A 13046-nucleotide genomic window follows, 5' to 3' on the forward strand; every position below is an offset into this window, starting at 1 on the left:
ACCTCCACCGTGCCCGACCGGTGTTTCCCGGCCGCGTACCTGCCGTGACCTGGTGGTTACGGTCCGCGTGAGGCTGTTACGGGAGCAGTTCCGCGGCTGCGGCCTTCACCTCGGCGAGGAGGAGGCGGAGGTCGTCCTCCGTCGTCGTGGCGTTGAGGAGGCAGGCGCGGAGCATCTCGTGCTCGCCGAGGCGGGCGCCGGTGACGAAGACCCGGCCGCGCTGCTGGACGGCGGCGGGGAGGTCGCGGTTGAGGGTGTCGCGGGCGGCGGGGTCCAGGCCGGGGGCGCGGTGGCGGAACGCCACGATGGAGGTCTGGACCTCGGCGAGCAGCTCCAACTCCTCGTCGGCGCTGACGAGTTCGCCGAGGCGGCGGGCCAGCGCGGTGCACCGGGCGATGTCCCGGGAGAGGCCGGCACGGCCCTTGTGGGCGACGGTGGCCCAGACCTTGAGGGCGCGGAACGGGCGGGTCTGCTCGGTGCCGTACTCGGAGAACCAGCCGAGCGCGCCGGCCGCCTCGTCGCGCAGGTAGGACGGGACGAGGCTGAAGGTGCCGCGCAGCTCCTCGGTGTCGCGGACCAGGGCACAGCCGCAGTCGACCGGGACGCCGAGCCACTTGTGCGGGTCGAGGGCGAGCGAGTCGGCGCGCTCCAGGCCGGCGTAGCGGTGGGCGATGGCGGGGTCGAGCCGGCCGAAGGCGCCGTACGCGCCGTCCACGTGCAGCCAGAGGCGCTGCTCCTCGCAGAGGTCGGCGATCGGGCCGAACTCGTCGACCGCGCCGGTGCCGACGGTGCCGGCCGAGGCGACGACCAGGAAGGGCAGCAGGCCGGCCGCCCGGTCGCGCTCGACGGCGGAGCGCAGCTCGGCGGTGTCGAGGAGGCCGTCGGGGCCGGTGGCGACGGTGCGCAGGTGCTTGCTGCCGAGGCCGAGGAGTTCGGCGGCCTTGCGGACGCAGGAGTGGGTCTCGCCGGTGACGTAGCCGGCCAGCGGGGGCAGGCCGGCCAGGCCGTCCTCGCGGACGTCCCGGCCGGCCCGGCGGGCGGCGCGGTTGCGGGCGGCGGCGAGGCAGACGATGGTCGCCATCGAGGTGCCGGAGGTGAGCAGCCCGCCGCCGGCCGGGTGCGGGAAGCCGACGAGTTCGGCGATCCAGCGGACGACGGCGCGTTCCAGGTGGACGTCGGCGTGGTCGCCGCCGGCCGAGCTGGGGTTCATCGCGGACGCGGCGAGGGTGGCGAGCACCCCGGCGGGAGCGGGGGCCGAGTTGACCCAGCCGAAGAAGCGCGGGTTGCCGTTGCCCATGGGGTACGGCATGACCTCGCGCCCGATGGTGTCGACCAGTTCGGCGAGCGGGCGGCCGTCGGCGGGCAGCGGGGCGTCGAGCAGGGCCTGGCGCGCGGTGTCGTCCATGGGCTGCCAGATCGGGCGGTCGGGGAGTTCGGCGAGGTAGTCGGAGACCAGTTCGGCGGTGGCGTGGGCGGCGGCGCGGAAGTCGTCGGTGGCCATGCGGGGCGCTCCAGGGGGCCGGGGGAGGGGAGGCGCGGCATCCTCGGCGCACCCTGATCAGGCGATGGTCGGGTGATCTTACGCAAAGGGCCCGCGCCGTGCGGCGCGGGCCCAGCAGACGGAACGGGGGCGATCAGTCCAGCGAGCGGGACGGGGGCGATCAGTCCAGCGAGGCGGACAGGCCGCTCGCCGAGCGGCAGTAGCCCTGCATCTCCTTGTTGGTGATCTTGGCGCAGAGCCGGCCGGCCGCGCCGGCGTCCGTGTAGTTGACCGTGTAGTAGCTGACCAGGCCCTCCGCGCAGGCCTTGCGCTGCCAGCCGTCGGCGGCGGTGGCGCACTGCTGGGCGGCCCAGTCCTCGCGGTCGAGGTTGTACTTCATGGTCCGCGAGCCGACGCCGCGGCTGCAGTCCACCGCCCCGCCGCCGGCCTTGCCGTTGAGGCACCACTTGAGGGCGTCGGCGTAGACCTCGGGGTGGTTCGGGTAGTCGTGCGAGGAGAGGTAGAAGGTCGGGGCGTAGAAGAAGCAGGCGGACTGGAACAGGGCCGGCTGGTCCTTGCACGGGTAGAGCGGGTCCTGGGCGAGCTTGTCGGCGGGCAGGTTGGCCTTGGCCTGCTCGTCCTCCTCGTCCGGGCCGAAGAGCTGCATGAACAGGCCCTCGGAGCAGCGGATCTTGTTCTGGTCGGTGGGGAACTTGTTGCACAGGTCGCGGGCCTTGGCGACGTCCTGCTTGACGACGAACATCGTGCCGTGGCCGACGCCGTGGATGCAGGGGCCGCTGTTCTTGGGCGCGCAGAGCTTGAGCAGGTCCACCTCGGGCTGGGCGGAGGCGTTGAGCATCTCCTCGACGGCGCCGTGCAGGTAGCCGGCCGCGCAGGTCTCGTGCGGGAAGGAGATGACCTTCTGGAAGTCCGCGTTGAAGCGCTTGACCGCCGCGTGGCCGAGCTCGTGCGCGATCGGGTGGCAGAAGCGCACGGTGTACGGCTTCTCCTTGGTGATCTTGTCGAGGTCGGCGAGGGCGACGCCGGGGTCGGTGGCGTCCATCTCGGCCATCAGCTTGTTGCGCAGCGTCGAGCGGGTCCACACCGCCGGGTCGCCGGTCGGAGTGGCGCTCGCGGGGCCCGCCGAGGTCGGCTGGGCGCCGCCGGCGGCAGGAGCCCCGGGGGCCGCGGCGGCGGGCGTCCCGGTGGCCGCCGCGGGCGACCAGTCGGTGACGGCCACCGACCCGAGGCCCAGGACGCCCAGGAGGAGGGCGGTGAGAATCGCGAAGACTCGCGGCTGCATGACGGGATCCCCCGGCGGATCGAGGTGAAAGGGTTCGCTCCCATCCTGACGGCAGGGGGGCGGGAATCCACGATTTCGCCCGCCATTCGGGAGATGTCGGCGACGCTACCGCACCGTGCGACGCTCGGGAGCGGCGGGATGGTTCCCGGTGATCACCCGGACGGCGCAACGGCCCGTGTGGCCGGGCCGCTGCGCCGTCCGGGCGCCGGTGCGTCGCCGCGCCGCTGCGCCGACCGGGTGCCGGTGCGCCGTGCGGGTGCGGGGAGTCATAGCTCCAGCGTGACCTGGTACTCCGTCAGCCAGGCGTCCAGGTCGAGCGCGAGGTCCACGCCCAGCCGGACGGACTGCGGGTCGGTGTCCGGGGCGAGCGCGTCGGCGAGGCGCCGCCGGTCGAGCAGGTCGAGTGCCGGGGACTTCCGCTCGGCGGCGAGCCGGGTGAGTTCGGCGCGCAGCCGGGCCGGGTAGTGCGGGTCGGTGGTCACCGGGTAGGGGCTCTTCGCCCGGTCGGCGATCGCGGCCGGCAGCACGTCCCGGACGGCGGCGCGCAGCAGGCTCTTCTCCCGTCCGTCGAAGCTCTTCATCGCCCACGGTGTGTTGAACACGTACTGGACCAGCCGGTGGTCGCAGAACGGCACCCGCACCTCCAGCCCGTTGGCCATGCTCATCCGGTCCTTGCGGTCGAGCAGGATGCGGACGAAGCGGGTCAGGTTGAGGTAGGAGATCTCACGCATCCGCCGCTCCAGCGGGTCGGCCGCCGCCAGGTGCGGGACCTCGGCGATCGCCTCGCGGTAGCGGGACCGGCGGTAGCCCTCCAGGTCGAGCTTGCGCAGCAGTTCGGCGTCGAGCAGCTGTTCGCGCGGGCCGGAGCCGCTGCCGGCGATGGCGCTGAGGCCCGCGGCCCAGGGGAAGTCCTCGGTGGCGACGCTCCTCGGGTCGTGGAACCAGCTGTAGCCGCCGAACAGCTCGTCCGCGGACTCGCCGGACAGGGCGACGGTGGAGTGACGGCGCACGCCCCGGAAGAGCAGCAGCAGGGACACGTCCATGTCGCCGACCCCGCCCGGCAGGTCGCGGGCGCGCAGCGCGGCGGAGCGCCGGGAGGGGTCGGTGAGGTCGGCGGCGTCCAGCTCGATCACGCTGTGGTCGGCGCCGATGTGGTCGGCGAGCAGCCGGGCGTACGGGCCGTCCTCGGTCTGCCGGACCTCGTCGGCGTGGAAGTGCCCGCTCCGGCCGGTGAACCCGACGGAGAAGGAGCGCACCGGGCCGGCCCCGGCGGCGCGCAGCGCCCGGGCGGCGAGGGCGGTGACGGCGCTGGAGTCCAGGCCGCCGGAGAGCAGCGAGCAGAGCGGGACGTCCGCGTCGAGCTGGCGGTGCACGATGTCCTCCAGCAGGGCCCGGACGGTGGCGACGGTGTTCGCCAGGCCGTCGCGGTGCTCGCGTGCCTCCAGCGCCCAGTAGCGGCGGACCGAGACGCCCGCGCGGCGCACCCGCACCACGTGCCCGGGCCGGACCTCCTGGATGCCCCGGTACGGCGTCAGGCCGGGGGTGCGGGTGTAGCCGAGCAGTTCGCGCAGCCCGTCCAGGTCGACCACCGGACGGACGGCGGGGTGGGCGAGCAGGGCCTTGGGTTCGGAGCCGAAGACCACGCCGTCCGGGGTGGGGTGGTAGTGCAGCGGTTTGACGCCCATCCGGTCGCGGACCAGCAGCAGTTCCTCGCGCCGGGCGTCCCAGACGGCGAAGGCGAACATGCCGTTGAGCCGCTCGGCGAGGCCCTCGCCCCACTCCAGGTAGGCGTGCAGCACGACCTCGGTGTCGCTGCGGGTGCGGAAGCGGTGGCCGGCCGCCTCCAGTTCGGCGCGCAGCTCGCGGTGGTTGTAGACCTCGCCGCTGTAGGTGAGCGCGGCCAGCAGCCGGCCGTTCCGCTCGACCGTCATCGGCTGGGTGCCGCCCTCGGGGTCGATCACCGCGAGGCGGCGGTGGCCGATCGCGGCGTGCGGCTCGAGCAGGACGCCGCCGGCGTCCGGGCCGCGGCAGAGCTGGGTGGCCGTCATCGCGTCGAGGACGCTCCGGTCCCTCGGTTCGGCGGTGAGGTCGCGGTCGAAGGCGACCCATCCGGTGATCCCGCACATCAGCCAGCCTCCGGTCTTCCGCTTCGTGTTCAGGGGATCACGCTACGTGTGGAGTCGGTGACGCTTCAAGGGTTGGGCGGAAGACGAGCGAACGCGGGGCCGGGTGGGCGTCGAGGGCGGGTACGGGGTGCGCCCGGGCCGTGCGACTGGGCCATAAGCCGTCATGTCTGCCCGATATCGGGCAGGAACTTTGGCTTCGCGCTTCGATCGACCTAGGCTGCTCACTCGTGCCGAGCTCACCCCACCCTCACGAAGACCTCCTCGCCCACCTGACCCGGACCAGCCCGCTCGGGCCCCGGGAGGCGGCGCGGGTCGTGGCGGAGGTGCTGGCGTACTTCTCCGAGAGCACCGAGGAGTACGTGCGCCGCCGCCACGCCGAGCTGCAGGCACGAGGTCTGACCAACGAGCGGATCTTCGCCCGGCTCGCCGAGGAGCTCCCGCAGAGGCGCGTCGCGGCGCCGGAACTCTCGGCCCGCCAGCTGCGGCGGATCGTCTACGGCTGAGCGCCGTCTGAGCGCCGTCGCCCAGGCGGCCCCGGAACGACCTGCGCCACCACGTCTACGCCACCCGTCTACGCCACTACGAACGAGGAGTCCACCCATGTGCGGAATCGTGGCCTACATCGGCCCCAAGGACGCGACCCCCTTCCTGCTGGAGGGACTGGCCCGGCTGGAGTACCGCGGCTACGACTCGGCGGGCGTCGCCGTCACCGGGCGCAGCGGCGGCATCAAGCTCCGCAAGGTGAAGGGCCGCGTCGCCGACCTCGCCGCCGCCGTGCCCGCCCGGTTCAAGGGCACCACCGGCATCGGCCACACCCGCTGGGCCACCCACGGCGTCCCCAGCGACGCCAACGCGCACCCGCACCTGGACAACGCCGAACGGATCGCCGTCGTCCACAACGGCATCATCGAGAACGCCGACGAACTGCGCGTCAAGCTGGCCGCCGACGGCGCCGTCTTCCGCTCCGAGACCGACACCGAGGTGCTCGCCCACCTGATCGCCGCGCACATCACCGAAGGCGTCGAGCTGGAGGACGCGGTGCGCGCCGCGCTCGGCCGGGTGGTCGGCACGTACGGCATCGCGGTGCTCGACGCCGAGCAGCCGGACCGGATCGTGGTCGCCCGCAACGGCAGCCCGATCGTGCTCGGCATCGGCGAGAAGGAGATGTTCGCCGCCTCGGACGTCTCCGCGCTGGTCCGCTACACCCGCCAGGTCGTCCACCTGGAGGACGGCGAACTCGCCACCGTCCGGGCCGACGGCTTCCGCACCTTCACCGCGGACGCCCGCACCACCCACCGCCAGCCGTCCACCGTGGACTGGGAGGTCGACTCCTTCGACACCGCCGGCTACGAGCACTACCTGCTCAAGGAGATCCACGAGCAGCCCGGCTCGGTCGAGCGCACGCTCAGCGGCCGGCTCGACGAGCGCTTCGCCACCGCGCACCTCGGCGGCCTCAACCTGGACGCCCGGGAACTGCGCGAGATCCGCCGGGTCAAGATCCTCGGCTGCGGATCCGCCTACTACGCGGGCGAGATGGGCGCGCAGCTCATCGAGGAGCTGTCCCGGATCCCCGCGCACAGCGAGCCGGCCTCGGAGTTCCGCTACCGCAACCCGGTGATCGAGGCGGACACCCTGTACGTCGCGGTCAGCCAGTCCGGCGAGACCTACGACACGCTGGCCGCCGTCCAGGAGATCAAGCGCAAGGGCGGCCGGGTGCTCGGTGTCGTCAACACCGTGGGCAGCGCGATCGCCCGCGAGTGCGACGGCGGCATCTACCTGCACGCCGGGCCGGAGGTCTCGGTGGCCTCCACCAAGGCGTTCACCTCGACCGTCGTCGCCTTCGCGCTGCTGGCCCTGCACTTCGGCCGCATCCACGACCTGTCGCCCGCCGACGGGCGCCGGATCGTCTCGGCGCTGCAGGCGCTGCCGGACCAGATCCGCGAGGTGCTGGACCAGAGCGAGGCGATCGCCGAACTCGCCGCCGAGTACGCCGAGTCGACGGGCATGATGTTCATCGGCCGGGTGCGCGGCTACCCGGTCGCCCGGGAGGGCGCGCAGAAGCTCAAGGAGATCTCCTACGTCCACGCCGAGGCCTACCCGGCGAGCGAGCTCAAGCACGGCCCGCTGGCCCTGATCAGCCCCGAACTGCCCACCGTCGCCCTCGTCCCGGACGACGAGCTGCTGGACAAGAACCTCACCACGCTGGGCGAGATCAAGGCCCGCTCGGGGCGCGTCATCGCCGTCGCCCACCGCCGCCCGGAGGAGAAGCTCGCGGACCACTGCATCCTGGTGCCCAAGAGCGAGCCCGAGCTGGACCCGCTGCTGCTCAACATCCCGCTGCAGCTGCTCGCCTACCACGCCGCCGTCGCCCTCGGCCGCGACGTGGACAAGCCGCGCAACCTGGCGAAGAGCGTGACGGTGGAGTAGCCCGCACGGAGAGACGTCGGGCCCCGGTCGCTGTGCGGACGACCGGGGCCCGGCCGATTTCGGGGCCCGGCCTCGCCACCTCACCGGCACCTCGTCGGAGGCTCAGAAGACCGAGCAGCCGGAGAGGGTGGTCAGGGTGTCCAGGGCGGTGACCGCGGCGACGGAGTTGCCGGCCTGGTCGAGGCGCGGACCCCAGGCGCAGACGGCGGCGCGGCCGGGGAGTATGGCGAGGATGCCGCCGCCGACGCCGCTCTTGCCCGGAAGGCCGACGCGGAACGCGAACTCGCCGGCGGCGTCGTAGGTGCCGCAGGTGAGCAGGACCGCGTTGATGCGCTTGGCCTCGCTGCGGGACATCAGGTGCGTGCCGTCGGCGCGCACGCCGTAGCGGGCGAGGAAGGAGCCGGCCAGGACCAGGTCGCGGCAGCTCGTGGCCAGGGCGCAGTGGGCGTAGTAGTGCTCCAGGACGGTCTCGACCGGGTTCTCCAGATTGCCGTGGCTGGCGATGAAGTGCGCCAGGGCGGCGTTGCGGTGGCCGTGCTCGGCCTCGGAGGCGGCGACCACCGGGTCGGTGTCGAGCCCGGGATTGCCGGACTCGCGGCGCAGGAACTCCCGTACCGCGCTGGAGGCGTCGCCGGTCATGGTCTGCAGGCGGTCGGTCACCACGAGGGCGCCCGCGTTGATGAACGGGTTGCGCGGGATGCCGTGCTCGGTCTCCAGCTGCACCAGGGAGTTGAAGGGGTTGCCGGACGGCTCGCGGCCGACGCCCCGCCAGAGCGTGTCACCGCCGTAGGCGACCGCGAGCGCCAGGGAGAACAGCTTGGACACGCTCTGGACGGAGAACGGCTGCTCCCAGTCCCCGACGCCGTACAGCTCCCCGTCGACGGTGGCGACGGCCATGCCGAAGGCCTCCGGGTCGGCGGTGGCGAGGGCCGGAATGTAGTCCGCGACCCGGCCCTGCCCCCGGGTCGCCCGGGCGGCCGCCTCCGCGGCCGCCAACAGCACCGGCCAGTCCAGGATCTCCCCGCCGGGCACACCGTTCAACGCACTTCCTCCACCGGCACCGACTACGGACACGATCGGGACCGGGCGCGCGGTGCGGGCGGCGTCCGGTCCGACCAGGATTATCCGTGTTTCGGGGCGGTGCTTCGGTACGGGGTGGGTGGTTGCGGCGGCACAGCGGCGGAACCGGCGGTGGAACCGCGACGGCTACGGCGGTTTACGGGGCGTTGGTGGGGGCCTGGACGGGCGGGCCGGTCAGCAGGGTGCCGGCGTCGGAGTAGGGCCAGCCGTTGGGGACGCAGTCGTGCAGCCCCTTGATCTGCTGCATCATCACCGGCGCAGGAGCGCCCGGGCCCGGGCAGTCGACGTGCCCGTTGCCGAGGATGTGGCCGACCTCGTGGTTGACCGCGAGCGCGTGGTACAGCTCGGGCTTGCCCTGGTAGAACTCGGACAGCTCGGTCCACCGCTTGAGGTTGATCACCACCTGGTGGGTCACGCCGCAGTTCACCCAGCCGCCGGTGTCCAGCCCGTACTGGCCGCAGATCCGGTCGGTGGACTGTGGAGTGGCCAGGTAGACGGTGAAGTCCACCGGGTCGGCGGGCATCCGCTGGAAGGAGGCCGTACCGCCGGCGGCCCAGCCGTGCCGGACATCGCCCAGGACCGCGTCCACCTCGGCGGCGAACTGCTCCGGACTCTCCGCGATCCCGTTCTCCACCCGCACCTTGTACCGGTACAGGTGCTCGCCGGTGCCGAAACGGGCGGAGCCGCCGGGCGCCGTGGTGAACACGAGCGCGGCCGGGCCGTGCTCGCGTTCGCTCCACGGCTGCCACCACAGCAGGCCGGCCGTCACGGCGGCGGCCACCGCGAGGGCGAGCGCGCCGTGCCAGAGCTTCCGGGGGCGCAGCCGCCGGGCGCGGAGCCGGGTGAGCGTCTTCACCGGCTGCCCCCGAGGGGGCCGTTCGGTCGGGCGGGTATCGGGGCCAGTGTGGACATGGCGGTACGGCTCCAATGCGGGGCCCGGGCGGGCTTCGGGGTTCTACCGGGAGGAACGGGTGGGGACGGGGCAGGGGTTCAGGGGGTTCGCGAGGCCGGGGTGAGGTCTCCTGTCGGATGCGGGGCCCGGGTGGTTCCCGGAACCGCTCGATGGTGTCACCCGTGCGGCGTGTCCCTGGGATCGGGGGCCGGATTCGGGTGTTGTGGTGCGGGTCGACCCACTCCCCGTGCACGTCATCGGAGGCACCGTCATGTCCACCACCGCCGTTTTCGCCGTCGACGGGATGAGCTGCGGCCACTGCGAGAGGACGGTCAGCGCCGGGCTGTCCGCCCTGCCGGGCGTCACCGACGTCGTCGCCGACGCGCCGAGCGGGCGGGTCACCGTGGCCTCCGCGCAGCCGCTGGACGAGGCCGTGGTCCGCGGCGCGGTCGACGGGGCCGGGTTCACGCTGGTCGGGCCGGCCTGAGTGCGGGCCAGAGTGCGGGCCTGAGTGCGGGTCTGAGGCCGGGTTCGCGCCCGGTTTCGGGAGCGATGCGTGGGGTCCGTCGGTGGGGTGACCGACGGACCCTGCCGCCGTCCGGGGTTCAGCCCATCGACTTCGCGCCGTCCAGGGACTCGCGGATGATGTCGGCGTGGCCCGCGTGCTGGGCGGTCTCGGCGACGATGTGCAGCAGCACCCGGCGGGCCGACCACGTGGTGTCCGCCTGGAACCACGGGGCCTTCGGCAGCGGGTGGGCGGCGTCCAGGTCGGGGAGCGTGGCCACCAGCTCGTCCGTACGGCGCGACACCTCCTCGTACGCGGCCAGGACGCCGGCCAGCGTCTCGCCGGGCAGCATCCGGAACTCGTCGGCTCGGCGGGCGAAGTCGGCCTCGGTCCACGTGGTGAAGTCGGGCATCGCGGACGGGCCATCCACGATGAACTCCGCCCAGAGCCGCTCGACCGTGGTCACGTGCTTGATCAGGCCGCCCAGACAGAGCGCGCTCGCGGTGGTCCGCAGGCCCGCCTGCTCGTCGGTGAGGTCGCGGGTGGTGAAGCGCAGGAAGTGCCGCTGCTTCTCCAGCGCGACCAGGAGGTCGGCGCGCTCGCCGGTGACGGTGCTGGGGGTCGCGGCGGGGGTGCTGGTCGTGGTCGGGGTCGTCGTGGTCATGGCTTAGGGCCTTTCGTTCGGTTCCTGCTCCCTCGGACAAGAACCACGCTACGGACCATTGCGGCCACTTCCTGTCCTGAATTCCGGGAAGAATCGGATCCATGGCGAACACCAGCACCAGGACGCTGCGACTGCTCTCCCTGCTCCAGACCCACCGGTACTGGCCCGGCGAGGAACTGGCCGACCGGCTCGGGGTCTCCGTCCGCACCCTGCGCCGCGACGTCGACCGGCTGCGCGAACTCGGCTACCCCGTCGACGCGCAGCGCGGCGTCGACGGCGGCTACCAGCTGGCGGCGGGCGCGGCACTGCCGCCGCTGGTCATCGACGACGAGGAGGCGGTGGCCCTGGCGGTGGGCCTGCAGGCGGCGGCGGAGAGCCCGGTGGAGGGCGTCGCCGAAGCCTCGGTGCGCGTACTGGCGAAGGTGGTCCAGGTGATGCCGGCCCGGCTGCGCCGCCGGGTGGAGGCGCTGCGCACGATGACCGTCCCGGTCGACTGGGGCACCCAGGCGGGCGCGGGCGTCGACCCGGACATCCTCACGGTGGTGGCCCTCGCCTGCCGGGACGGCGAACGGATGCGATTCGCGTACACCGCCGCCGACGGGCGCGGCACCGAACGGCACGTCGAACCGCACCGGCTGGTCTGCCTCAACCGCCGTTGGTACCTCGTCGCGTACGACCTCGACCGCGCCGACTGGCGCAGCTTCCGCCTCGACCGGCTGACCGCCCCGCAGGGCAGCGACGCCCGCTTCGCCCCGCGTGTCCTCCCGGCCGCCGACGCGGCGGAGTTCGTCCGCGCGGGCCTCAACGGGATGCCCCGCCCGCAGCGGGTGGAGGTGCTGATCGACGCGCCCGCCGACCACGTCCGGGCGCGGGTCGGCCGCTGGGGCACGGTCGAGCCCGTCGCCACCGGCCGCTGCCGGCTCCTGATGACCGCCGACTCCCTCGACTGGCCCGCCATGGCGCTGGGGTCGCTGGGCGCCGACTTCGAGGTGATCGGCCCTCCCGGGCTGCGGACGCTGCTCGCGGACTGGAGCACCCGCTTCGGACGGGCTGTGGAGCGGGGGGAGGAGGCCGCCGACTAGGAAGTCGGGCCGGCCGACTTCCGGTGCCGGGGGCTGCGGGGCTCGCGGCTTCTCGGCTTCTCGGCCTACTCGGCTATGGGGCGAGCGCGTCGAGAGTGGACCGGAGGCGGGTGAGGGCGGCGGGCAGCTCGGTGAGCGGGGGTGTGGCGAGGGCGAGGCGGACGGCGTTGGGATGGTGGGGGGTGGTGGCGAAGGCGTCGGCGGTGGAGATCAGGATGCCCTCGGCGGCGAGGGAGGCGGCCACCTGATCGGGGCGCTGGTGGGGTTCGAGGGTGAGCCAGAGGATGTAGGAGCCGGGGTGGGCGGTGATGCCCAGGCCGGCGAGGGCGGTGCGGGCGACGGCCTGCCGCGCGGCGGCGTCCGTACGGCGCTCCCGTTCCAGGCGGGCGACCGTGCCGTCCGCGAGCCAGCCGGTGGCGAGGGCGGTGATCAGGCCGGGCGCACCCCAGGCAGCCGTGCGCAGTCGGGTGGTCGCGGCCCGCAGCAGGTGGTCCGGCAGGACGGCGAAGCCGAACCGCAGACCCGGCGCCACGTTCTTCGACAGGCCGGCCACGTAGCAGGTGCGTTCGGGCGCGAGGGCGTGCAGGGGCGGGGGCGGTACGGCCTCCAGGAAGGCGTACGTGCCGTCCTCGATCAGCGTGCAGCCGTGCTCGGCGGCCAGGCCGGCCAGGCGCTCGCGCCGCGCCCGGTCGAGCACCCAGCCGAGCGGGTTGTGGACGGTCGGCATGGTGTACACCGCGCGCACCGGGCGGGCGCGGCAGAGCCGGTCGAGTGCGTCGAGGTCCGGGCCCGCGTCGAGGTCCGGGCCCGCGGGGGTGATCGGGACGGGCGCCAGGTCCAGCCCGTGCGCGGCGGCGAGCAGCTTGATACCGGGATAGCTGAGCGCGTCCACGGCCAGGACGTCCCCGGGGCGGGTGAGGGTGCGCAGGACGCAGTCCAGCGCCTGCTGCGCCCCGCTGGTGAGCAGCACGTTCTCCGGCGCCGTGTCGACGCCGCGGTCCAGCAGGTACCTGGCCACCGCCGCCCGGTCGTGCCGGTGGCCGCCCGGCGGGTGCTGGCGCAGCAGCGCCTCCGCGTCGCCCGAGGAGGCGAGGGCGCGCAGGGCCTGCCGCAGCAGGTCGCCCTGACCGGGGGCGAGCGGCTGGTTGAAGGAGAGGTCCGCCACCCGGGGTACCGGGAGCGCGCGGGAGGGCTCGAGGCCGTCGTAGCCGGAGCGCACCCGGACGAAGGTGCCCCGGCCCTGCTCGCCCACCACCAGTCCGGCGGCGGCCAGTTCGGCGTAGACCCGGGTGGCGGTGGCCAGGGCGACCCGCCGTTCGCGGGCCAGGGCGCGGTGGGTCGGCAGCCGGGTGCCGGCCGGGAGCGCGCCGGAGCGGATGGCCGTCGCGTACTCGTCGACGATCGCCTTGTAGGAGGGCGGTCGCACCGGTCACCTGCCGTTCCTGGGGTGGCGTGTACGGGAGCGCGGACCGGGAGTGTATCCAGGA

General features: G+C 73.7%; 11 protein-coding genes. 4 read left to right on the plus strand and 7 right to left on the minus strand.

Annotated features, from left to right (window positions below; genetic code table 11):
• Nucleotides 1-76: 76 nt before the first annotated feature.
• The 3 genes from ACZ52J_RS35750 to asnB form a co-directional block, all read right to left on the minus strand.
• Complete coding sequence (locus tag ACZ52J_RS35750; protein WP_465624769.1) at nucleotides 77-1501, minus strand: pyridoxal phosphate-dependent decarboxylase family protein; 1425 nt, start codon at nucleotides 1499-1501, stop codon at nucleotides 77-79.
• A 160-nt stretch (nucleotides 1502-1661) separates the two neighbouring features.
• Entirely contained in the window at nucleotides 1662-2783 is a 1122-nt protein-coding gene (locus tag ACZ52J_RS35755; RefSeq protein ID WP_360502228.1) for a hypothetical protein, read from the minus strand.
• 266 nt (nucleotides 2784-3049) lie between these two features.
• On the minus strand, nucleotides 3050-4909 hold the full coding sequence (asnB, locus tag ACZ52J_RS35760; protein WP_465624771.1) for an asparagine synthase (glutamine-hydrolyzing): 1860 nt from the start codon (nucleotides 4907-4909) through the stop codon (nucleotides 3050-3052).
• A gap of 227 nt (nucleotides 4910-5136) precedes the next feature.
• On the opposite strand from asnB, the gene ACZ52J_RS35765 reads away from it, so the two are divergent.
• Together ACZ52J_RS35765 and glmS are read left to right on the plus strand one after the other, a co-directional pair.
• Nucleotides 5137-5412, plus strand: coding sequence for a hypothetical protein (locus tag ACZ52J_RS35765; protein ID WP_465624773.1), 276 nt, complete (start codon nucleotides 5137-5139; stop codon nucleotides 5410-5412).
• A 97-nt stretch (nucleotides 5413-5509) separates the two neighbouring features.
• The gene (gene glmS, locus ACZ52J_RS35770) at nucleotides 5510-7336 is read left to right on the plus strand and encodes a glutamine--fructose-6-phosphate transaminase (isomerizing) (RefSeq protein ID WP_360502220.1); all 1827 of its coding nucleotides are present in this window, start codon (nucleotides 5510-5512) and stop codon (nucleotides 7334-7336) included.
• A gap of 102 nt (nucleotides 7337-7438) precedes the next feature.
• On the opposite strand, the gene ACZ52J_RS35775 is transcribed toward glmS, so the two are convergent.
• Together ACZ52J_RS35775 and ACZ52J_RS35780 are read right to left on the minus strand one after the other, a co-directional pair.
• Complete coding sequence (locus ACZ52J_RS35775) at nucleotides 7439-8350, minus strand: glutaminase (protein ID WP_396289337.1); 912 nt, start codon at nucleotides 8348-8350, stop codon at nucleotides 7439-7441.
• A gap of 202 nt (nucleotides 8351-8552) precedes the next feature.
• On the minus strand, nucleotides 8553-9272 hold the full coding sequence (locus ACZ52J_RS35780) for a DUF3152 domain-containing protein (RefSeq protein ID WP_465624775.1): 720 nt from the start codon (nucleotides 9270-9272) through the stop codon (nucleotides 8553-8555).
• A 283-nt stretch (nucleotides 9273-9555) separates the two neighbouring features.
• On the opposite strand from ACZ52J_RS35780, the gene ACZ52J_RS35785 reads away from it, so the two are divergent.
• Nucleotides 9556-9795 (plus strand): heavy-metal-associated domain-containing protein, encoded by a 240-nt coding sequence (locus tag ACZ52J_RS35785; RefSeq protein ID WP_465624777.1) that lies wholly within the window; start codon nucleotides 9556-9558, stop codon nucleotides 9793-9795.
• A 118-nt stretch (nucleotides 9796-9913) separates the two neighbouring features.
• Here the strand turns inward: ACZ52J_RS35785 and ACZ52J_RS35790 are convergent, their stop codons facing one another.
• A complete protein-coding gene (locus tag ACZ52J_RS35790; protein WP_360502211.1) occupies nucleotides 9914-10477 on the minus strand; it encodes a DinB family protein in 564 nt (187 codons plus the stop codon).
• A gap of 101 nt (nucleotides 10478-10578) precedes the next feature.
• Between ACZ52J_RS35790 and ACZ52J_RS35795 the strand changes: the two genes are divergently transcribed.
• On the plus strand, nucleotides 10579-11559 hold the full coding sequence (locus ACZ52J_RS35795; RefSeq protein ID WP_465624780.1) for a helix-turn-helix transcriptional regulator: 981 nt from the start codon (nucleotides 10579-10581) through the stop codon (nucleotides 11557-11559).
• Nucleotides 11560-11632: 73 nt separating this feature from the next.
• Here the strand turns inward: ACZ52J_RS35795 and ACZ52J_RS35800 are convergent, their stop codons facing one another.
• The gene (locus ACZ52J_RS35800; protein ID WP_465624782.1) at nucleotides 11633-12985 is read right to left on the minus strand and encodes an aminotransferase-like domain-containing protein; all 1353 of its coding nucleotides are present in this window, start codon (nucleotides 12983-12985) and stop codon (nucleotides 11633-11635) included.
• Between the last annotated feature and the right edge of the window lie 61 nt (nucleotides 12986-13046).

It is taken from the genome of Kitasatospora sp. NPDC034035, assembly GCF_055575755.1.